The 20,215-nt window shown below is 70.1% G+C and carries 18 protein-coding genes; 8 read left to right on the top strand and 10 right to left on the bottom strand.

The genetic code is table 11. The features are described from left to right. Positions 1-3: 3 nt before the first annotated feature. Positions 4-1,896 (bottom strand): glycosyltransferase family 9 protein, encoded by a 1,893-nt coding sequence (locus ACWPN7_RS18790; RefSeq protein WP_459196114.1) that lies wholly within the window; start codon positions 1,894-1,896, stop codon positions 4-6. 147 nt (positions 1,897-2,043) lie between these two features. On the opposite strand from ACWPN7_RS18790, the gene ACWPN7_RS18785 reads away from it, so the two are divergent. The 3 genes from ACWPN7_RS18785 (at position 2,044) to ACWPN7_RS18775 (ending at position 5,267) form a co-directional block, all read left to right on the top strand. After that, entirely contained in the window at positions 2,044-2,853 is an 810-nt protein-coding gene (locus ACWPN7_RS18785; protein ID WP_246472384.1) for a class I SAM-dependent methyltransferase, read from the top strand. 4 nt (positions 2,854-2,857) lie between these two features. Beyond that, a complete protein-coding gene (gene ubiB, locus ACWPN7_RS18780) occupies positions 2,858-4,399 on the top strand; it encodes a 2-polyprenylphenol 6-hydroxylase (RefSeq protein WP_247881596.1) in 1,542 nt (513 codons plus the stop codon). A 121-nt stretch (positions 4,400-4,520) separates the two neighbouring features. Further along, positions 4,521-5,267, top strand: coding sequence for a cytidylate kinase-like family protein (locus ACWPN7_RS18775; RefSeq protein ID WP_038530356.1), 747 nt, complete (start codon positions 4,521-4,523; stop codon positions 5,265-5,267). On the opposite strand, the gene ACWPN7_RS18770 is transcribed toward ACWPN7_RS18775, so the two are convergent. After that, on the bottom strand, positions 5,222-7,030 hold the full coding sequence (locus ACWPN7_RS18770; protein ID WP_492273408.1) for an extracellular solute-binding protein: 1,809 nt from the start codon (positions 7,028-7,030) through the stop codon (positions 5,222-5,224). The genes ACWPN7_RS18775 and ACWPN7_RS18770 overlap by 46 nt on opposite strands. Before the next feature lie 148 nt (positions 7,031-7,178). Here ACWPN7_RS18770 and ppa point away from each other — a divergent pair, with 148 nt between their 5' ends. Further along, a complete protein-coding gene (gene ppa, locus ACWPN7_RS18765; RefSeq protein ID WP_035670072.1) occupies positions 7,179-7,736 on the top strand; it encodes an inorganic diphosphatase in 558 nt (185 codons plus the stop codon). Positions 7,737-7,829: 93 nt separating this feature from the next. Here the strand turns inward: ppa and ACWPN7_RS18760 are convergent, their stop codons facing one another. Next, positions 7,830-8,771, bottom strand: a complete 942-nt coding sequence (locus ACWPN7_RS18760) for an L-lactate dehydrogenase (RefSeq protein ID WP_459196115.1) — start codon at positions 8,769-8,771, stop codon at positions 7,830-7,832. A 298-nt stretch (positions 8,772-9,069) separates the two neighbouring features. Between ACWPN7_RS18760 and ACWPN7_RS18755 the strand changes: the two genes are divergently transcribed. Beyond that, positions 9,070-11,754, top strand: a complete 2,685-nt coding sequence (locus ACWPN7_RS18755) for a bifunctional acetate--CoA ligase family protein/GNAT family N-acetyltransferase (RefSeq protein WP_038530347.1) — start codon at positions 9,070-9,072, stop codon at positions 11,752-11,754. 58 nt (positions 11,755-11,812) lie between these two features. Continuing rightward, positions 11,813-12,367: a Uma2 family endonuclease gene (locus tag ACWPN7_RS18750; protein ID WP_038530344.1), complete on the top strand. Its 555-nt coding sequence runs from the start codon at positions 11,813-11,815 to the stop codon at positions 12,365-12,367. 23 nt (positions 12,368-12,390) lie between these two features. Here ACWPN7_RS18750 and ACWPN7_RS18745 read toward each other — a convergent pair whose 3' ends face one another. Next, positions 12,391-13,380 carry a 2-hydroxyacid dehydrogenase gene (locus ACWPN7_RS18745; protein ID WP_038530341.1) on the bottom strand — a complete coding sequence of 330 codons (990 nt, stop codon included), beginning with the start codon at positions 13,378-13,380 and terminating at the stop codon, positions 12,391-12,393. 230 nt (positions 13,381-13,610) lie between these two features. On the opposite strand from ACWPN7_RS18745, the gene ACWPN7_RS18740 reads away from it, so the two are divergent. Then, positions 13,611-14,165, top strand: coding sequence for an SH3 domain-containing protein (locus ACWPN7_RS18740; RefSeq protein WP_038530340.1), 555 nt, complete (start codon positions 13,611-13,613; stop codon positions 14,163-14,165). 134 nt (positions 14,166-14,299) lie between these two features. Here ACWPN7_RS18740 and ACWPN7_RS18735 read toward each other — a convergent pair whose 3' ends face one another. From ACWPN7_RS18735 to ACWPN7_RS18715, 5 genes are all read right to left on the bottom strand, one after another. Next, on the bottom strand, positions 14,300-14,893 hold the full coding sequence (locus ACWPN7_RS18735; protein ID WP_149650042.1) for a DUF3501 family protein: 594 nt from the start codon (positions 14,891-14,893) through the stop codon (positions 14,300-14,302). Then, a complete protein-coding gene (locus tag ACWPN7_RS18730; protein ID WP_014238831.1) occupies positions 14,890-15,309 on the bottom strand; it encodes a rubrerythrin family protein in 420 nt (139 codons plus the stop codon). The genes ACWPN7_RS18735 and ACWPN7_RS18730 overlap by 4 nt, the downstream gene beginning before the upstream one ends. Positions 15,310-15,493: 184 nt before the next feature. Next, a complete protein-coding gene (gene irrA, locus ACWPN7_RS18725) occupies positions 15,494-15,925 on the bottom strand; it encodes an iron response transcriptional regulator IrrA (RefSeq protein WP_038531609.1) in 432 nt (143 codons plus the stop codon). Between the two features lie 137 nt (positions 15,926-16,062). After that, on the bottom strand, positions 16,063-17,460 hold the full coding sequence (locus ACWPN7_RS18720; protein WP_038531606.1) for an NAD(P)H-dependent flavin oxidoreductase: 1,398 nt from the start codon (positions 17,458-17,460) through the stop codon (positions 16,063-16,065). 229 nt (positions 17,461-17,689) lie between these two features. Further along, positions 17,690-18,439, bottom strand: coding sequence for a glycerophosphoryl diester phosphodiesterase (locus ACWPN7_RS18715; protein WP_459196116.1), 750 nt, complete (start codon positions 18,437-18,439; stop codon positions 17,690-17,692). A gap of 65 nt (positions 18,440-18,504) precedes the next feature. Here ACWPN7_RS18715 and ACWPN7_RS18710 point away from each other — a divergent pair, with 65 nt between their 5' ends. After that, positions 18,505-19,539, top strand: coding sequence for a lysine-2,3-aminomutase-like protein (locus ACWPN7_RS18710; protein WP_459196117.1), 1,035 nt, complete (start codon positions 18,505-18,507; stop codon positions 19,537-19,539). On the opposite strand, the gene ACWPN7_RS18705 is transcribed toward ACWPN7_RS18710, so the two are convergent. Beyond that, a complete protein-coding gene (locus tag ACWPN7_RS18705) occupies positions 19,540-20,094 on the bottom strand; it encodes a TspO/MBR family protein (protein WP_038530330.1) in 555 nt (184 codons plus the stop codon). Positions 20,095-20,215 lie beyond the last annotated feature (121 nt).

Genomic DNA, 20,215 nt, shown 5'->3' with positions numbered 1-20,215 from the left:
GACCTACGGGAAAAGGGCGCGCAGCCGCTCGGCCACGGCCCCCAGCGGCGCCCGCCAGTCCCCCGCCGCCGTCCGCCGGAACAGGCGGGCCGAGGGGTACCAGGGCGAGGCGTCCCGGCCGACCAGCCAGCGCCAGTCCGCCGCGTGGGAGAGCAGCACCCAAACCGGATGGCCCAGCGCGCCGGCGAGATGGGCGGTGGCGTTGTCGATGGTGACGACGAGGTCGGTGGCGGCGATCTGCGCGGCCAGCCCCTCCAGGTCGTCCTTGCGGTCCAGCCCAGGCGGCAGCGCGACGGCCACGCCGTCGGCCGCCAGCGCGGCCACCTCCGCCGTCCAGTCGCCGTATTGCAGGACGACCATGTCGGCGCCCGCCGCATCGAGCCGGCGCGCCAGTTTGGCCAGCGGCACGTTGCGCAGGCGTCCCCATTTCGGGTTGGTGGTGTGCCACGCGATCCCGACCAGGGGACGCCCGCCGGTCCGCCGAAGCGCCGGTGTCCGCTCCGGATCGGGCGCCAGGATCGGACGGAGCCGGCGGAAATCCTCCTCGGCGCGCAGCAGCAGGCGCGGCAGGCTTCCCGACGGGATCTGCGCGGCGATGTCCGGAGCCGACAGGCGCGGGTCCGGCCGCGGGCCGCGCGGCACCACCTCCACCCCCGGCAGCGCGCGGGCGAACAGCGTCGCCAGCCGGGCGTCGCACTCCAGCAGGCAGCCCACCGAAGCCCCCGTTGATGATTGCGCCTTATCTGTTGACGATTGCGTCAACAAGGGGAGCAGCATGGCGAACATCAGCTCGTCGCCCACCCCCTGCTCACCCCAGACGAGCAGCCGCCCGCCGCCCAGCGGCTGCCCGCTCCACAGCGGCTGCGGGAAGCGTCCGACGGTGCGGCACCAGGGTTCGGCGGTCCAGCGGTCCTCCCAGGCGTCCCAGCCCTCCGCGAAGCGCCCGAGCGCCAGCAACGCCGCGGCCCGCGCCAGCCGCGCGTCGGCCAGAGCGGGGTCGTGGGTGAGCGCCGCCTCCGCCTCGGCCAGCGCCGCCGCCGGATCGCCGCAAAGCGCGTGGGCGTCGGCGAGGTTGTTGCGGATGGCCGCCAAGTCCGGCTGGAGCGCCGCCGCCCGCCGCAGGATGCCCCGCGCGCCCTCCGCATCGCCCTGCCCCTTGCGCACATTGGCCCGGTTGTTCCACAGGGCGGCGTCGGCGGGGTCCAGCGCCAGACCGCGCTCATAGGCGTCGCGGGCGGAAGACAGCGCGCCGCGGTCCTTCCGCCGCGCGCCCAGCTGGTTCCACAGCACCGCCCGTTCCGGGTCGAGCCGCAGGGCGCGGCGCAGGTCGGCCTCCGCGGCGTCGGGCCGCAGGGCCAGCGCCCCCAGCAGGGCGGCGTCGTCCGGGGCCAGCAGCGCGGCGATCCGCCGCTGGGTCAGCGCCTCCTCCGCGCGGCCCAGCGCGTTCAGCGCCTCGGCGTGGTTGATGCGCGGATCGGCCAGTTCCGGCCGGAGGACCACGGCCGCGCGCAGGGCCTGTTCCGCCGGGGCCGGATCGTCGGCGGCCAGCCGGCGCAGCGCGAAATTGTTGAGAAGCGCCACCCGTTCCGCATCGAGGGCGGCGGCGCGGGCCAGCGCCTCCGCCGCCGCGCCGAAGCGGCCCAGCGCCTCCAGCAGGTTGGCGTGATTGGCGTGCAGGTCGGGCTGGCCTCCATCCCCGGCGATGGCCTGTTCGACCAGTGCGCAGCCCTCCTCCAAGCGCCCGCATTGGGCGAGGAGAAGGCCGCGCAGATGCAGGGCCGGCGGGTGGCCGGGAACAGCGTCGAGGATCTGCCCGTAGACCGAGTCAGCCTCGGCGAAGCGCCCCTCCCGCTGGAGGTCGAAAGCGATCAGCAGGGCTTCCTGCAGCGTGGCCATGGTCCCCGTCCGTCCGCCGTCGTCCACCGGCCGGCACGGTGGCGAAGGCGGGGCGCGGGGTCAAGCCCGCAAAAACCGCGCGCCGGGGGTGCGTCACGGCAACGCCCCGGCTGGCGCAAGCCCAGGTCGCGCGCTATGTTGCGCGCCATGACCGATCCGCGCACCCCCTCCGCCCCGTCCCAGCCCGCAGCTCCGGCCCAGGCCACCGGCGTGTCCGCCGGGGCCGAAGGGAACTGGTTCGGCTACCGCCCCGTCGATCCCGACGCCAAGTCCGGCCTCGTCCGCGCCGTCTTCGACAGCGTGGCCGGGCGCTACGACCTGATGAACGACCTGATGTCGGGCGGCATCCACCGGCTGTGGAAGGACACGCTGATGGAGATGGTCGCCCCGCGCGCCGACATGACGCTGCTGGACGTGGCGGGCGGCACCGGCGACATCGCCTTCCGCTTTCTGGAGCGCGGCGGCGGGCGGGCCGTGGTCTGCGACATCACCGAGTCGATGGTCCGCGTCGGGCGCGACCGTTCCTACGACCGCAACCTGCTGACCGGCGTGAATTGGACGGTCGGCGACGCCGAAAGGCTGCCCATCGCCTCCCGTTCGGTGGACGCCTATACGATTGCGTTCGGCCTTCGCAACGTCACGCGCATCGACGCCGCGCTTTCCGAGGCGCGCCGCGTGTTGAAGCCCGGCGGAAAGTTCTTCTGCCTGGAGTTCAGCCACGTGGTCCTTCCGGTCCTGCGCGAGATCTACGACGTCTATTCCTTCCAGGTCCTGCCGCGGCTCGGCCGCATGGTGGCCGGGGACGAGGACAGCTACCGCTATCTGGCGGAGAGCATCCGCCGCTTCCCCGAGCAGCAGGCCCTGGTCAAGCGCATCGAGGCGGCGGGCTTCGGCGCGGTGCGCGTGCGCAACCTGACGGGCGGCATCGCCGCCATCCATTCCGGCTGGCGGATCTGACCGGATGCTGTTCCGGACCGCCCGAAACATCGGCCGCCTCTTCGTGATCGGCCGCACGCTGGCGCGCTACAACGCGCTGCCGGAAACGCTGCCGCAGACCGCCCCCGGCTTCGCGCTGTTCTGGCGCTGGGTCGGCAACGCCAAGGAGCCGGGCCGCGTCGGCCAGCGGCTGGCCCGCGCGCTGGCCGATCTGGGACCGACCTACATCAAGCTGGGGCAGCTGCTGTCCACCCGCTCCGACCTCGTCGGTGAGCGGATGGCGCTGGACTTGGCCGAGCTTCAGGACAAGCTGCCGCCCTTCCCCGGCGCCCAGGCCCGCGCTATTGTCGAGGAGGAGCTGGGCGCCCCCATCGGCAAGCTGTTCCGCAGCTTCGACGAGGTGCCGGTCGCCGCCGCCTCCATCGCGCAGGTGCATTTCGCCGTCACCGCCGACGGGCGGGAGGTCGCGGTGAAGGTGCTGCGGCCGGGCATCGAGAACGCCTTCGAGCGGGACATCGACCTGTTCTACTGGCTGGCCGAGCTGGCCGTTGCGGTCATGCCCAAGCTAAAGCGGCTGCGCCCGCGCGAGGTGGTGGACACCTTCGCCCGCACCTCCCGCCTGGAGATGGAGCTGCGGATGGAAGCCGCAGCGGCGTCAGAGCTGGGCGACAACTTCAAGGACGACCCCACCTTCAACGTCCCGGCCATCGACTGGGACCGCACGGCGCGCCGCGTCCTGACGCTGGAGCGCATCCGCGGCTTCAAGGTGGACGAGTCGGAAAGGCTCGACGCCGCCGGCTTCGACCGCGACGAGATCCTGGCCAAGGCTTCGGCCAGCTTCTTCAACCAGGTGTTCCGCGACGGCTTCTTCCACGCCGACCTGCATCCGGGCAACCTGTTCGTCACCCAGGACGGCAACATCACCGCCGTCGATTTCGGCATCATGGGCCGGCTGGACCGGGCGACGCGAACCTACCTCGCCGACATGCTCATCGGCTTCCTGACCGGCGACTACCGCCGCGTCGCGGTGGTGCATTTCGAGGCGGGCTATGTCCCCCGCCACCAGTCGATCGAGGTCTTCACCCAGGCCTGCCGCGCCATCGGCGAGCCGTTGCAGAACAAGCCGCTGAGCGAGATTTCCGTCGGCCGGCTGCTCGCCCAGCTCTTCGCGGTGACCGAGCAGTTCGAGATGGAGACCCAGCCGCAGCTCCTCCTGCTCCAGAAGAGCATGCTGACGGCGGAGGGGGTGGGCCGCATCCTGAACCCCGACATCAACATGTGGGAGCTGGCGCGCCCGCTGATCGAGGACTGGATGCGCGAGAACCGCGGGCCGGAAGCCCAGGTTCTCGACGATCTGGAGGCCGTGGTCTCGACGTTCCGCCGCCTGCCCCGTCTGGTGAACCAGGCCGAACGCGCGGCCTCCCAGCTCGCCGACGGCGGCCTGCGCCTGCACCCGCATTCGGTCAAGCACATGCTCGACCGCTGGGTGGAACGCCGGATCAGCGAGCGCATCGCCCTGTGGATCATCGTCGTCCTGCTGACGGTGATCGCGGTCCGGGTGCTGTAGGGTCTCTTTCGGCGGCGCGCGGAAGGGGTGCGACGGCGTGCCCCTCCCCCTTGGGCGCCGTTGACCCCGCCGCCGCCCGGTCGGACACTGGAACCGTCGCAACCGTTCGCGGAGGGAAGCCATGGCCCGCGACGACTTCCAGGCGCTTCTGACCTACATCCGAACCGACCAGCTCCAGCCGCACCGGCCCCGCTCCGGCCCGCTGGAGTCGCCGCCCCCCGTCGTCACCATCGCCCGCGAGCACGGCACCGGCGGCGAGGCGATCGCGGCGAAGCTCGCCAAGTCGCTGGGGGTGTCCTGCTTCGACAAGGAGATCCTCGACGCCGTGGTGGCGACGGCCACCTCCGACCCCGCGCTGATGCGCCAGCTCGACGAGAAGCTGCCGGGGCGGACGGGGATGTTCCTCTACGCCAGCCTGATGGGGCTGCACGACCCGCTGACCGAGTATCAGCGGCTGCTGACCCGCGTGGTCAACGGCATCGCCTTCCGCGGCGGGGTGATCGTCGGGCGTGGGGCGCATCTGCTGCTGCGCGGGGCGCCGCGCTTCCGCGTCCGCATCGTCGGCTCGGACGAGGTCTGCGCCGCGCGGCTGGCCGGCGGCGATCCCGCCAAGGTCGCCGACGCGCTGCATGAGGTGCAGCGGGTCAACGCCGCCCGCGCCAAGTATTTCAAGGAGTTCTTCAAGGTCTCCAACGGCGATCCGCTGCAGTACGACCTGATCGTCAACACCGACCGCTTCACCGACCTGGACGCCGTGGTCGATGTGATCCTGCACGCCCACCGGGTCCATGGCGGGCAGAATCATGGTGGACATGCGGAGGCTCAGCCGCCCTCCTCGATCCACCAGGACTCGACCAGCGGGCCGTAGAGGGGCGTCGCTTCCGGGTGCTTCAGCCGAGACCAGCGGGCCATGCGGTCGGCTGGGCTGTGGAACAGCGGCACCATGTAGTGGCCCCACAGCAGCACCCGGTCGAGCGCGCGGACGCGGGCCACGAGGTCGGCGCGCGTCCGCGCCTCGGCGATGGAGGCGGCGATGGCGTCCACCGCCGGGTCGCGGATGCCGGGGTAATTGCGGCTGCCCGGCTGGTCCGCCGCCTCGGACCCGTAATAATAAAGCTGCTCGTTGCCGGGCGAGAGGCTGGAAACCCACCAGCGCAGGGTCATGTCGAAATCGAAATGATCAAGCCGCCCCTGATACTGCGCGTTGTCCACCGTGCGCACCGTGGCGGCGATGCCCAGCCGCTCCAGCGAACGGGCGTACTCGAGCGCCACCCGCTCGTCCGCCGGGTTGCCCAGCAGGATCTCGAAGGCGAAGGGACGCCCCGCCCCGTCGGTCAGCCGCCCGCCGCTCACCCGCCAGCCGGCGTCGGCCAGCAGGCGCAGCGCCTCGCGCAGGTTGCCCCGCGCCCCCGCCGGGCCGCTGCCGTCGGTGTGCGGCAGGGTGAAGGGCTCGGTGAACAGCGCCGGCGGCAGGAGGTCGCGGAAGGGTTCCAGCACCGACAATTCCTCCGGCCCCGGCAGTCCCTCCGCCGCCAGTTCGGAGTTCGGGTAGTAGCTCGCGGTGCGGACCAACGCGCCGTGGAACAGGGTCTTGCCGATCCAGGCGAAATCGGTGGCGAGGCCGAGCGCCCGCCGCACCCGGATGTCGTGGAACAGGGGACGCCGCGTGTTGAAGATCAGGCCGCGGGTGAACTCCGGGCGGCGGTGCGGCAATTCCTCCAGCACGATCCGCCCCGCGCGGAGCGCCGGGCCGTCGTAGCCGGTGGCCCATTTGGCGGGATCGGATTCACGCCGCACGTCGCCCTGCCCGGCCAGGAACGCCTCCAGAGCCACCGAGTCGTCGCGGTAATAGGTGAAATCCAGCGTGTCGGCGTTGAACAGCCCGCGCCGCGCCGGCAGGTCCCGCCCCCAGTAGTCGGCCACCCGCTCGTAGACGATGCGCCGTCCGGCCTCCGCCTGTTTGACCCGGTAGGGGCCGCTGCCCAGCGGCGGGTCGAGCGTCGTCGCGGCGAAGTCCCGCCCCGCCCACCACGCCTGGGCATGGATCGGCATCAACCCCATCAGCAGCGGCATCTCGCGGTCGAAACGACCGTCCGGGCCGGTGGCGAAGACGAAGCGGACGGTGCGGTCTTCCGGCGCCGCGGCGCTCGCCACCTTGGCATAGAACTGGCGGCGGTTCGGCGTGCCGTGGGCGCGCTGGACCTCCAGCGAGAACAGCACGTCGGCGGCGGTCACCGGCGTTCCGTCGTGCCAGCGCGCGGCGGGGTTCAGGTGGAAGACGGCAGCGCCGCGGTCCTCCGGCACCTCCAGGCTCTCGGCAAGCAGGCCGTAGAGCGAGAAGGGCTCGTCCCACGAGCGGGCCAGCATCGTTTCGAAAACGAAACCAAGCCCCAGGGCGGGCACGCCCTTGACCACATGGGGGTTCAGCGTGTCGAAGCCGCCGGTCACCGCCTGGCGCAGCGTGCCGCCCTTCGGCGCGTCGGGATTGACGTAGGCGAAATGCGCGAAATCCGCCGGATAGGCGGGGTCGCCATGCATGGCGATGGCGTGGACAGCCTTCGCGGGGGGGTCGGCCCGTGCCGCAAGGGGAAAAAAGGCGAGACAGAGCAGCGCAAAGAGGATGCAGGGCATGGCGAAGGCTCGTCCCTTTGCCGCACCTGCGCAAGTGGCTTTGACTTATGCCCGCATCTGCCTAAACTCCGCGCGCGCGGCGCCGGGAGCTTTGGCCCGCGTCCACAACCAAGCGCAACCCGCTTTTGCAGTCGAAGGATGGTTTTCCATGGATCTCAGCAAGGTTCCGGTCGGCAAGAACGCCCCGTGGGACGTGAACGTGGTCATCGAGATCCCGTTGCGCGGCGAGCCGGTGAAGTACGAGATCGACAAGGAGTCGGGCGCGATGTTCGTCGACCGCTTCCTGCACACCGCCATGTACTACCCCTGCAACTACGGCTTCATCCCGCACACCCTGTCGGGTGACGGCGACCCGGTGGACGTCTGCGTGGTCGGCCGCCATTCGGTCATCCCGGGCGCCGTCCTGCGCTCGCGCCCGATCGGCGTGCTGTTCATGGAGGACGAGGGCGGCGAGGACGAGAAGCTGCTGGCCGTTCCGGTCGACAAGCTGCACCCGTTCTACAGCAGCGTGAAGTCCTACAAGGACCTGCCGGAGATCACCACCGAGCAGATCGCCCACTTCTTCCAGCACTACAAAGATCTGGAAAAGGGCAAGTGGGTGAAGATCCTGCGCTGGGGCGACGAGCAGGAAGCCGCCAAGAAGATCCAGGAAGGCATGGAGCGCGCCGCCGCCGCCACCAAGGGTCAGCTCGGCCCGGTGGTCTGACGCGCCTGTCGACTGGACGGGTTGCAAGGGCCGGCTCCGCAGCGCGGGGCCGGTCCTGCAACGCGGACCGGCCCCGCTTTTTCCCTCACCCGGTCAGGGCAGCGACTTCTCCACCGAGGTCACCGCCTCCTTCAGGATGTCCGCGCTGCGCTTCAGCGCCGCCGCCTCCTCCTCCGACAGGTCGGGCATCACCGTCTCCAGGACGCCGCCCGCCCCGATCACCCGCGGCAGCGACAGCGCCACGTCCGGCACCCCCAGAACCTCGTCGTTGAGGATGGAGCAGGTCAGCACCGCCCGCTCGTCCCCGGCAATGGCCGCCACGATGCGCGACAGGCCGCCGGCGATGCCGAAGGCGGTGTGGCCCTTGCCGTCGATGATGTGATAGGCGGCCCGGCGCACGCCCTCGTCGATGGCGGCGCGGTCCTCGGCGGTCAGGGGGCGCTTCAGCCGCTCGGCGCCGCGGTCCACCGACAGGCAGGCCACGGTGGCGCCGGACCACAGCAGGACTTCCGAATCGCCATGCTCGCCCACCACATGGGCGTGCACCGACTTCGGCGTCACCCCCAGCCGGTCGGCCAACAGCGCGCGGAACCGCGCGGTGTCGAGGATCGTGCCGGAGCCGATCACCCGCGACGGCGGCAGGCCGGAAATGCGGGTGGCGATCTGCGTCATCACGTCCAGCGGGTTGGTCGCCACCAGCAGGATGGCGTCGGGCGCCGCCGCCAGGACCGCCGGGATGATGGCGCCGAAGACGGCCGCGTTGCGCTCCAGCAGCTGCAGGCGCGTCTCGCCGGGGCGCTGCGCCACGCCGGCGGCCAGCACCACTACGCCGGCCCCGGCCAGCGCCGCGTAACCGCCGTGGCGCACCTGGGCGGCGCGGGCGAAGGGCACGGCGTGGGCGATGTCCTGCGCCTGGGCCGCCGCCAGCTTCTCGTTCATGTCGACCAGCACGACCTCGCTGGCCGCACCGCTCATCACCATGGCGAATCCCGCCGTGGCGCCCACCGCGCCGGCCCCGACGATCCCGACCTTCATGGCTCCCGCTCCCAGTTTTTTCCGTTGAAGGTCAACAGGGTGGAGCATCGCGCCCGCCCGCTCAAGCCCCGATGCGCGGCGGGGATATCCGTTCCGGAGGGGGGCGCGACAAAGGGCGCCTGTACAAAGGTATGACCAAAGTGTATGTTGCACCGCAACATGAGCGGCGATCGGTCGCGTTCCCGTCCTGCGATTGCCTCCTTACCGCTGATTGCAAGTCGATGGCCCTGGTCCGATCTTTAGCGGAATGGCGGCTGTTCGAGCCTTGCTGTGTGAGACGAACCCCCGGAACCCGGCCATGACCGTTCGCAACCTCGACCGCCTGTTCAAGCCCGCCTCCATCGCCCTGATCGGGGCGACCCGAAAGCCGAACACCATCGGCGCCGTGGTGGCCCGCAACCTGTTCAACGCCGGGTTCGACGGCCCGATCATGCCGGTGACCGGCGAGCGCGCGGTCGAGGGGGTGCTGACCTACAAGTCGGTGGACGATCTGCCGGTCACGCCGGACCTGGCGGTGATCTGCACCCCGGCCGCCACGGTGCCCGCCACCGTCGAGGCGCTGGGCAAGCGCGGGACCAAGGCGGCCATCGTCATCTCCAGCGGCTTTTCCAAGGAGCAGACCCAGACCCTGCGCGAGGCGGCGAAGCCCCACCTGATGCGCGTCCTGGGTCCCAACAGCCTGGGCATCATGGTGCCGGGCCGCGGGCTCAACGCCAGCTTCGGCCACGTCACGCCGAAGAAGGGTGACGTGGCGCTGGTGGCGCAGTCGTCCATGGTGGTGACGTCGATCGCCGACTGGGCGACGGCGCGGGGGATCGGCTTCTCCCACCTGATCTCGATGGGCGACAAGGCGGACGTCGATTTCGGCGACCTGCTGGACTATCTGGCCAGCGACGCCACCGTGCGCGCCATCCTGCTCTACATCGAGAGCATCAGCGACGCGCGGAAGTTCATGTCGGCGGCGCGCTCCGCCGCCCGCCAGAAGCCGGTGATCGTCATCAAGTCCGGCCGCACCGACGAGGCGCTGGAGGCTTCGACCTCCCACACCGGGGCGCTGGCGGTGTCCGACGCCGTCTACGACGCCGCCTTCCGCCGCGCCGGCATCCTGCGCGTCACCGGGCTGGACGAGCTGTTCGACGCGGTGGGCACGCTGGGCACCGGGTCGCCGATCACCGGCGACCGGCTGGCCATCCTGACCAACGGCGGCGGCATGGGGGTGATGGCGACCGACAGCCTGATCCTCTCCGGCGGGCGGCTGGCCCAGTTCGCGCCGGAGACGATGGACGCGCTGGAGAAGGCGCTGGGCGCCGGCAGCGCCCGCAACCCGCTGCGCATCGGCGGCGACGCCCCGCCCAAGCGCTACGCCGACGCGCTGAACGCGCTGATGGCCGACCCGAACAACGACGCCGTGCTGGTGCTGAACTGCCCGACCGCGGTGACCGACGGGCGGGCCGCGGCGCAGGCGGTGGTCGACACCATGATCGCCAACAAGACGCGCAAGCACCCGGTGCTGACGAGCTGGCTGGGCGACAACACCGCGGCGGAGGCTCGCAAGCTGTTCGCCGCCAACCGCGTCCCCACCTACGACACGCCCAGCCACGCGGTGCGCGCCTTCCTGCATCTGGTGGAATACCGCCGGAACCAGGAGCTGCTGATGGAGACGCCGCCGTCGGTGCCGGAGGATTTCCAGCCCGACGGCATCACGGTGCGCAAGATCATCTCCCGCGCCATCGCCGAGAAGCGCGACTGGCTGAGCGAGTATGAGGCCAAGCGCGTGCTCGCCGCCTACGGCGTCCCGGTGGTGGACACCCGCCGCGCCGACACGCCGGAGGAGGCCGCCCACTGCGCCGAGATGATCGGCGGGCCGCTGGCGCTGAAGATCCTGTCGCCGGACATCACCCACAAGTCGGACGTCGGCGGCGTCGCTCTGCACCTGACCGAGCCGGCGGAGGTCAAGGCCGAGGCCGAGGCCATGCTGGCCCGCGTGCGCGAGGCGGTGCCCGACGCCCGCATCGAGGGTTTCACCGTCCAGGAGATGGCGGTGCGCGCCGACGCCTACGAGCTGATCGTCGGCATGACCGAGAACGAGCTGTTCGGCCCCGTCCTGCTGTTCGGCGAGGGCGGCATCGGGGTGGAGGTGGTGGAGGACTACGCGCTCGCCCTGCCGCCACTGAACATGAAGCTGGCGACCGAGCTGATGGGCCGCACCCGCATCTGGCGCCAGCTGCAGGGCTACCGCTCGCGCGCCGCGGTCGATCTGGAGGCGGTGGCACTGACGCTGAACAAGATTTCCCAGCTCATCGTTGATTTCCCGGAGGTCGCCGAGCTGGACGTCAACCCGCTGCTCGCCGACGCGGAGGGCGTGCTGGCTCTGGACGCCCGCATCAAGGTCGGCGTCCCGGCCCTGCCCGGCGCCAAGCGTCTGGCCATCCGCCCCTATCCCAAGGGGCTGGAGGACCGGATCACCATCAAGGACGGCCGCCAGTTCCTCGTCCGCCCCATCCTGCCGGAGGACGAGCCGCTGGTACACCACATGGTGGCCAACCAGACGCAGGAAGACTTGCGACTGCGCTTCTTCGCGCCGCTGAAGCGGCTGTCGCACCAGGCCGCCGCCCGCCTGACCCAGATGGACTACGATCGCGAGATGGGTCTGGTCGCCGTCGGACCGGACCCGGAGACCGGCGACACCATCATGTACGGCGTGGTGCGCATCACCGCCGATCCCGACAATCTGCGCGCCGAATACGCCGTGATGGTGCGGTCGGACATGAAGGGCCAAGGGCTGGGCTACCAGCTGATGAACAAGATCCTGGACTACGCCCGCTCCCGCGGGATCAAGGAGGTCTACGGCGAGGTCCTGCGCGAGAACACCAGCATGCTCGGCATGTGCCGCGCGCTCGGCTTCATCCGCAAGGAGAACCTGGACGAACCCGGCGTGGTCGAGGTGCGGATCGAGCTGGGCGGCGGGCTGGCCGCGGAATAACCGCGGCGGCCCCTTGGACGGCGCCCACTTGGAAGCGACGAGGGAGAGGGCCATACTCATGGGCATGAGCGATCCGGCACCCCGCCCGATGACCGTGGATGAGTTCCTCGTCTGGAATGACGGAACGGACACCCGCTATGAACTGGACGGCGGCCAACCCGTCGCCATGGCGCCGCCGTCCGACGCGCACGCTCTTCTCGCGGCCAACATCGTCGTCGAGTTCGGGAAACGTCTCCACCTGCCCTGCCGGGCGCGGGTCGAAGCCGGCATCCACCTGCCCGATCGTGACGATGCCTGGTTCCAGGCCGATGTCGCCGTTGCGTGTGGACCGACGTCGAGCAAGCCGGGGACGGTGGACCCGACGATCATCGTTGAGATCCTGTCGCCCTCCACCGCCCAGTTCGACCGTGGCCGGAAGCTGGCAATCTATCGGGAAATCCCGTCGGTGCAGGAAATCCTGCTGCTCGACTCGACGAAGCGCCGCGCCGAGCTGTGGCACCGCGAGGATGAGCGGAGCTGGGTGGTCCGCGACGTCATCGGGGATGGAACGCTGCGCTTCCCCTCGGTCGGGATCGAGATCCCCATGGCCGTGCTGTATGAGGGCGTCCTGTAGACGCCCTCATCGACACTCCACCTTTACAGCAGCGTTTCCAGGACGCGGTCGGGCGGGGCGTGGCCGTCCGCGAAGGTCTTGATGTTGATGATGACCTTCTCGCCCATGTCGATGCGGCCCTCGATGGTGGCGGAGCCCATGTGCGGCAGCAGGACCACGTTGTCGAGCCGCAGCAGCTTCGGGTTCACCGCCGGCTCATGCTCGAACACGTCCAGGCCGGCCCCGGCGATCTCGCCCTTCGACAGCATCCGGGTCAGCGCCGTCTCGTCGATGACCTCGCCGCGCGAGGTGTTGACGATGAAGCAGTGCGGGCGCAGCAGCTTCAGCCGGCGCTCCGACAGCAGGTGGTAGGTGGCCGGGGTGTGCGGGCAGTTGATGGACACCACGTCCATGCGCGCCAGCATCTGGTCCAGGCTCTCCCAATAGGTGGCCTCAAGCTCCTGCTCGACGTCGGGATAGACGCGGCGGCGGTTGTGGTAGTGGATCGACATGCCGAAGGCGCGCGCCCGGCGCGCCAGCGCCTGCCCGATGCGGCCCATGCCGAGGATGCCCAGCCGCTTGCCCTGGATGCGGTGGCCGAGCATCGTCGTCGGCCCCCAGCCCTTCCACTGGCCGGAACGGACCAGCCGCTCGCCTTCCGCCACCCGGCGGCCGACCGCCAGCAGCAGGGCCATGGTCATGTCCGCCGTGTCCTCGGTCAGAACGCCCGGCGTGTTGGTGACGCTGATGCCGCGCTCCCGCGCCGCCTTCAGGTCGATGTGGTCGACGCCCGTGCCGAAGGAGGCGATGAGGCGGAGCTGCGGCCCGGCCTTCTCGATCACCTCGCGGTCGATCCGGTCGGTGACGGTGGGAACCAGCACGTCGGCCGTCTGCGCCACGTCGATGAGCTGCGCGTGGGTCAAGGGTTCGTCATCGGAGTTCAGCCGTGCGTCGAACAGCTCCATCATCCGCGTCTCGATGACGTCGGGCAGTTTCCGGGTGACGACGACGAGCGGCTTCTTCTTTTCGGTCATAGACGGTGCCTCCCCCATTCCGGGCCGACGCTTGTCCTATCAAGCGGTTGGTAAGCTGTCCAGATGGCAGTGACGATTCGGCGCGGCGGCCAGCCCGATGAGCCGCCCCGCCATGTGACAAGAACCGATGCCGTGCGCCCGCCCGCGCCTTGCGCTTGCTCCCGGCGGCTACCCCTAATTATAGTGCGTCCGATTCAAATCCTTCCGATCTCCACAGCACGGGGCTGCCGGTGTTGCCGTTGCCGACGACGTCTGCCATCCGCCGCGCTCTCGCCGTTCTGGCGCTGGCCATCGCAGCCTTGGCGCCGGTCACGCCGTCCACCGCCGACGCGTCGGACGGCGGGCGGCGCGAGAAGGACCCGACCCACGCCTCGGGCCTGCCGATCCCCCGCTTCGTGTCGCTGCGCTCGGGCGAGGTGAACGCGCGCACCGGCCCCAACGTGCGCTACCCCATCGAATGGGTGTTCACCCGCAAGGAAATGCCGGTGGAGATCACCCAGGAATTCGACACTTGGCGCCGCATCCGCGACTGGGAAGGCAGCGAGGGCTGGGTGCATCAGAGCATGCTGTCGGGCAAGCGCAGCATCGTCATCACCGGCGACATCCGCACCGTCCGCAAGGAGCCGCGCGGCGACGCCGCCGTCGTGGCCCGCGCCCAGCCGGGGGTGATCGGCTGGCTGCGCAAGTGCAAGGGCGAGTGGTGCGAGGTGGACCTGAAGGGCTATCGCGGCTGGATGAGCCGCGGCGAGTTCTGGGGCGCCTACAAGGACGAGACGTTCGAGTAACGGACGGGCCGTTTGCCCCCACCCTTCCCACGGCTGGCGCCGCGGGGCCCTTCCCTCCCCCGCTTCGCAGGAGAGGGAGACAGTTCCCTCCCCTGCGAAGCGGGGGAGGGGCAGGGAGGAGGCAAGGGTCTCCCCTATCCGAAATCCCCCGCAAGCTCCGCCCGCACCGCCTCCGGCATCACCGCCATGTGGCCGTAGTGGGGATGGCCGATGCCGAGGATCACCTCCGTGCCGGGGGTGCGGAAGGCGGCGATCTGCTCCGGCGTGAAGTCGAAATGCAGGAAATGGACGGCGGACGCCTTGCCGGCCTCGTTCGTGCGCGCCACGTCCTCCTCCGGCCGGCCGGTCACCGTGTGTCCGGCGAAGCGCAGAGTCACCGTCCGCTCCACCCCTCCCAGCCGGCCGAGTTCGGCGGCGCGGCGCGCCGGGTCGGCGATCTCGAACATCACCGTGGCGACCAGTTCCGTCCCTTGCGGAATCAGGCCGTTGTAGGCGCGCAGCTCACCGGCAATCTGGTCTTCGCCGCCCCGCTCGATGAACAGCATCTCGTGGACCTGCTGCCACATCGTCTCGTAATTCTCGAAATGGACGAGGGCGTAGGGGCCGACCGCAACGCGGCGCTTTTTCTTCACGGCGACCAGCGCGCTGCGGCGGGCGGCGCGTTCGCGGGCGTAGCGGTCCAGGGGAAGGATGTCGGCGCGGGTGATCGCGATCCGGCGCGCCGTCATGACGACAGCTGGTCCAGCATCCTCTGGAACCGCCCGGCATGGCTCCGCTCGGCCTTGGCCAGCGTTTCGAACCAGTCCGCGACCTCCTCGAAGCCTTCCTCGCGGGCGGTGCGGGCCATGCCCGGGTACATGTCGGTGTATTCGTGGGTCTCGCCGGCGATGGCGGCCTTCAGGTTGCTCACCGTGTCGCCGATGGGCAGGCCGGTGATCGGGTCGCCGGCCTCCTCCAGGAATTCCAGATGGCCGTGGGCGTGGCCGGTTTCGCCCTCCGCCGTGGAGCGGAAGACGGCGGCGACCTCGTTGTGGCCTTCCACGTCGGCCTTCTGGGCGAAATAGAGATAGCGGCGGTTGGCTTGGCTCTCACCCGCGAAGGCCGCCTTGAGGTTCTGCTCGGTCTTCGTGCCCTTCAGCGACATGGCGGCGTTCTCCAGACGGGGTTCTGTCCGGCCCGGCCGCGCGCGGGCGTGGGGCCTCCGGCGGCCGAGCCTCGGCTACGGCTTATGCCATTGCTCCCAAAACGCGTCAATGTTCCGGAAATTCCCCGAAGACCCGGTCGGGAGACGGATTTTTTCCAGCAGCATCCATGAGCCGCCCGCCCCCTCAGCGCTCCTCGCTCTGCTCCGCGCTTAGCCGGACGATCACGTCCACCCGCGCGATGCGCGTGCCCGGCGGGGCCGGCGGCAGATGCTGCACCACCACGTCGTCGCCGGGGATGTCCTCCAGCCGGCCCGTCCCTTCCAGGAAGAAATGGTGATGGTCGCTGGTGTTGGTGTCGAAATAGGATTTGCCCGCCTCCACCACCACCTCGCGCAGCAGGCCGGCGGCGGTGAACTGGTTCAGCGTGTTGTAGACCGTGGCCAGCGACACCCGCAGGTCCGCCCCCATCGCCTCGGTGTGGAGCTGCTCGGCGGTGACGTGGCGGTGCTCCCCTTCGAACAGCAGGCGGGCCAGCCCCAGACGCTGGCGCGTCGGGCGGAAGCCTGCCGTCTGCAGGCGGTCGAGGGCGCGCTTGAAGGGTCGGGTGCCGGTCATCGTCGTCTGTTCGCCGTGGTTCAGGTCACAAAGTCGGAACGCGAAACGGACCGCGGCGATCTGCCGCAGCCCGCTCACTTTAGAACGATTTCAGGTCAGGGGGCAAGTGCCCCCCGCAAAGCCGCGAACCGCCGGCGTCAGTAGCCGGTGGCGATCCGCTCGACCAGCTGCTTCACGGTCGGGATGAACCCGTCCTTGTAGTAAGGGTCCGACGCGAAGCGGAAGGCGTTGTGACCGGCGAACATGAGCTGGTTTTCGCAGTCGTCGGTGTGGCTGACCGCCTGCAGGGTCTTCTGGATGCAGTAGGAGCGCGGATCGGCGCGCTTGCCGTTCGTGCCTTCCTCGTTCTGCGCCCAGTTGGAGAAGTTGCAGGCCGACAGGCAGCCCATGCAGTCCACCTGATCGCGGTGGATGCGCTCCGCCTGCTCCGGCGTGACGAAGATGACCGTGCTGTCCGGCGTCTTCAGGCCGCTGGTGAAGCCCTGGGACAGCCAGCCCTCGGCGCGGGCCTTGTCCGTCTCGGTCACATAGACCGGGCGGCCGCGCGGGCCCAGCGGCAGCTCGGCGGAATGCTCGCCCACCGGTTTGGGCAGATAGGCCACCTGACGCTCCGAGCGGGCCATCAGGTCCATCAGGAACGGGTTCTTGACGGCGGAGGAGTAGAAGCCCGTCGGCGAGAAGCGGTTCAGGAAGACGTCGCCTTCCTTCAGCGTCAGCAGACGGTGCTTCCAGGCGTTGGAGATCGGGCTTTCCTGGGTCAGCAGCGGGCGCGTGCCGAACTGGAAGGCCACCGGGCCGAGGTCGGGGTTGTCGATCCAGTCTTCCCAGTCCGACAGCCACCAGACGCCGCCCGCCATGACGATGGGGGTGTCGTTCAGGCCGAAGCTGTTCATCATCTGGCGCAGCGCCAGGACGCGGGGGAACGGGTCCTCCGGCTTCAGCGGGTCCTCGGAGTTGGACAGGCCGTTGTGGCCGCCGGCCAGCCACGGGTCCTCATAGACCACGCCGCCCAGGTTCTCGCGGAACTTGTGATAGGCGCGCAGCCACAGGGCGCGGAAGGCGCGGGCCGAGGAGACGATGGGGTAGTAGTGCACGCCGTAGTGAACGGCGATCTCCGCCACGCGGTAGGGCATGCCGGCGCCGCAGGTGACGCCGTGGATCAGACCCTGGGAGCCTTCCAGCACGCCGTGCAGGATGTGCTCGGCGCCGCCCATCTCCCAGAGGACGTTCATGTGGATGCGGCCTTGGCCGTTCGACGCCTCGTGCGCGATGCGCGCCTGCGCGATGCCGCCCTGGATGCCGAACTTGATCAGCTCGTCGTGACGCTCGCGGCGGGTTTTGCCGTGATAGACCTGCGGCAGGAGATTCCCGTTCTCGTCGTAGCTGTCGGCGTTCACGCCCGAGAATGTTCCGATACCCCCGGCCGCCGCCCAGGCGCCCGAGCTTTCCCCGTTGGAGACGGCAATTCCCTTGCCACCCTCGACGAGCGGCAGAACCTCCCGGCCAGACATCAGCAACGGCTTAAGCGCCTTCAACGAAACCTCCAAGACCATGAGAGCGCCCGCGTGCGGGCACCCGGACAGCGCGACCCGAAAGACGACGAAAAACGCCGCCGGGAGTCGTGCCCCCGACGGCCCATGCCGCCATGAGCGATCTATATATGAGGAAATTTCCGTGCGGACGAGCGGATTCGCGGTGTTAGAAAAAAATCTGTCACGGCGACATGTCCCCAAACGTCAACCGGTGGTCCCTGGGAGAACCGCCTCACGGGGTCGTCGCGGCGGCCAGTTCCGCCGCCAGCCGGCCCGGTGCGTCGGTGAAGACACCGGCCACGCCCCAGCCGAACAGCGTCCGCGCCCGCGCCGCGTCGTTGACGGTGTAGGCCAGCACCGGACGCCCGGTGGCGCGGTAGGCGGCGACGCTCTCCGCCGTCTGGCGATCCTGATGGACGTTCAGCGTGGCCGCGCCGATGCGGTCGGCGATGGCCGCCCAGTCGGCGGGCGGGTCCCACAACAGGTAGCCGCGCGGAATCTCCGGCGCACGGTCGCGCGCCACCTCCAGGCAGGGCACCTCGAAGCTGGACACCAGCAGGGGCAGTCCGTCGGGCCACAGCCGCGTCAGCAGATCCAGCGCAACGTCTGCCGTCACCACCTCCTGGCCGGGATAGGGTTTGATCTCCAGATTCAGGCCCAGGCCCAACTTGCGGATCACGCCCAGCGCCTCTTCCAGGGTCGGCACCGTTTCGCCGGCGAAACGGGTGTCGAACCAGGAACCGGCGTCCAGCTCCTTCAGCTCCGCCAGGGTCAGGTCCGGCACCGGCCCGGCGCCGTTGGTGGTGCGCTCCAGCGTGTCGTCGTGGATCAGCACCGGCACGCGGTCGCGGGTGAGCATCACGTCCACCTCGACCCAGGCGGCGCCCTGGCGGGCGGCCTCGCGCAGGCTGGCGAGCGTGTTTTCCGGCGCGCTTTCCTTGGCGCCGCGATGGCCGATCAGGCGGGGAAGAGTCGACAGCATGGGTCCTGCGGGAGTAAGAGCGAGCCCCTCATACTAGGCGCAAAGTGGCGGATCGGGAACGAGCGATGAAGGCAGCCCACAGCGTGACCGATCTGGTGGCCGCCGGGCTGATGACGCCCGCGGCGGGCGAGGCCGTGGCCGCCGTGGCCGACCGCTACGCCATCGCCCTGACCCCGTACCTGCTGGAGACGCTGGCGGATGCCGCGCCCGGCGATCCCCTGTACGCGCAGTACGTCCCCTCTCCCGAGGAGGCGTACACCGCGCCGGAGGAGCGCGAGGACCCCATCGGCGACGTGGTGCGCAGCCCGGTCAAGGGCATCGTCCACCGCTACCCCGACCGGGTCTTGCTGAAACCGTTGCACGCCTGCGCGGTCTATTGCCGTTTCTGCTTCCGGCGCGAGATGGTCGGCCCGGGCGGCGAGGCCCTGTCGCCCGACGAGCTGGACGCCGCCCTGGCGTACGTGCGTGCGCATCCGGAGGTGTGGGAGGTGGTGGTGACCGGCGGCGATCCCCTTCTGCTGTCGCCCCGGCGCCTGTCCCACATCGTCCGCAGCCTGTCGGACATCCCCCATGTCGGGGTGGTCCGGCTGCACACCCGCATCCCCGTCGCCGACCCGGCGCGCGTCACCGCGGAGCTGGTCGAGGCGCTGAAGGCGCCGGAGCTGGCGACCTGGATGGCTGTCCACATCAACCACGCCGACGAATTGACGGAGCCGGCGCGCGGCGCCATCGCCCAGCTGGCCGACGCCGGCATTCCCCTGCTGGGCCAGACGGTGCTGCTGAAAGGCATCAACGACGACGCGGCGGCGCTGGAGGCGCTGTTCCGGGGATTGGTGCGCAACCGGATCAAGCCCTATTACCTGCACCATCCCGACCTTGCCGCCGGCACCAGCCATTTCCGCCCGACCCTGGCCGAGGGGCAGGCGCTGGTGAAGGGGCTGCGCGGGCGCGTCTCCGGCCTCTGCCAGCCGACCTATGTGCTGGACATCCCCGGCGGGCACGGCAAGGCCCCCGCCGCGCCGGGCTGGGTGCGGCCCGACGGGGAAGGCGGTTATGTGGCGGAGGACTTCACCGGGGCGACGCACCGCTACCGCGGCTGATCAGCGCGTCCCCAGCCCCGGCCCCAGCCCGAACAGCGGGTCCGGGTTCAGGACGACGCCATGGACGGCGACGATGGAGGCGAAGCCGGTCCACAGCACCAGCGGCAGCCAGCTCGCCGCGATGGCGCGGTCGTCCGGCCAGACCAGCAGCACGCAGGTCGAGGCGATGATGAAGTAGGCGATGGTCCAGGCCGCCGCCAGGATCGGGCTGCCCATGGTGAAATAGGCGAATCCGAAGCTGGCGTAGAGTAGCCACAGCGCCCCCTGCATGCCGATCAGCGCCGGGCGCCAGCGGATCGTCCAGGGCGCGTTCAGCAGCCGCACGCAGCCCCAGAGCTGGATCAGGCTGATGCTGAACCAGACGACGGGAAAGGCCCAACCCGCCGGCTGCAGCGGCGAGGGCTGATAGCCGGGAAACGGCTCCCCGCCCCGGTCGAACACGCCATAGGTGTTGGTGAGCAGCCAGAAGACCAGAGCCTGCCACCAATACACGCGGAAGGGCAGCGGGCCGGTGTCGGTTGCGGGTTCCGTCGGGACGAAGGAGCGGTGGTTCATGCCTTAGGAAATGGCACGGCTCCGCTTGCGGTCAAGCGCGTGTTTGGCTCATCCGGCGGAGCGCCGGAACAGCCGCGCCCCCTCGCTGGTTTTCCTCTCGCAATGCGTCGGGGGAGGATCG

This window comes from Azospirillum sp. UENF 312511 (assembly GCF_058780635.1).
Note: the sequence above shows the minus strand (reverse complement) of the source record. Positions and strands in the feature narration are given on the sequence as shown.

Coding starts and splice junctions, on each gene's coding strand:
- ACWPN7_RS18790 (WP_459196114.1), bottom strand. CDS start 1,896: ATGGCCACGCTGCAGGAAGCCCTGCTGATCGCTTTCGACCTCCAGCGG.
- ACWPN7_RS18770 (WP_492273408.1), bottom strand. CDS start 7,030: ATGCCCTGCATCCTCTTTGCGCTGCTCTGTCTCGCCTTTTTTCCCCTT.
- irrA (WP_038531609.1), bottom strand. CDS start 15,925: ATGACCGGCACCCGACCCTTCAAGCGCGCCCTCGACCGCCTGCAGACG.
- ACWPN7_RS18735 (WP_149650042.1), bottom strand. CDS start 14,893: ATGACGGCGCGCCGGATCGCGATCACCCGCGCCGACATCCTTCCCCTG.
- ppa (WP_035670072.1), top strand. CDS start 7,179: ATGGATCTCAGCAAGGTTCCGGTCGGCAAGAACGCCCCGTGGGACGTG.
- ACWPN7_RS18745 (WP_038530341.1), bottom strand. CDS start 13,380: ATGACCGAAAAGAAGAAGCCGCTCGTCGTCGTCACCCGGAAACTGCCC.
- ACWPN7_RS18785 (WP_246472384.1), top strand. CDS start 2,044: ATGACCGATCCGCGCACCCCCTCCGCCCCGTCCCAGCCCGCAGCTCCG.
- ACWPN7_RS18750 (WP_038530344.1), top strand. CDS start 11,813: ATGGGCATGAGCGATCCGGCACCCCGCCCGATGACCGTGGATGAGTTC.
- ACWPN7_RS18755 (WP_038530347.1), top strand. CDS start 9,070: ATGACCGTTCGCAACCTCGACCGCCTGTTCAAGCCCGCCTCCATCGCC.
- ACWPN7_RS18775 (WP_038530356.1), top strand. CDS start 4,521: ATGGCCCGCGACGACTTCCAGGCGCTTCTGACCTACATCCGAACCGAC.
- ubiB (WP_247881596.1), top strand. CDS start 2,858: ATGCTGTTCCGGACCGCCCGAAACATCGGCCGCCTCTTCGTGATCGGC.
- ACWPN7_RS18730 (WP_014238831.1), bottom strand. CDS start 15,309: ATGTCGCTGAAGGGCACGAAGACCGAGCAGAACCTCAAGGCGGCCTTC.
- ACWPN7_RS18710 (WP_459196117.1), top strand. CDS start 18,505: ATGAAGGCAGCCCACAGCGTGACCGATCTGGTGGCCGCCGGGCTGATG.
- ACWPN7_RS18715 (WP_459196116.1), bottom strand. CDS start 18,439: ATGCTGTCGACTCTTCCCCGCCTGATCGGCCATCGCGGCGCCAAGGAA.
- ACWPN7_RS18760 (WP_459196115.1), bottom strand. CDS start 8,771: ATGAAGGTCGGGATCGTCGGGGCCGGCGCGGTGGGCGCCACGGCGGGA.
- ACWPN7_RS18705 (WP_038530330.1), bottom strand. CDS start 20,094: ATGAACCACCGCTCCTTCGTCCCGACGGAACCCGCAACCGACACCGGC.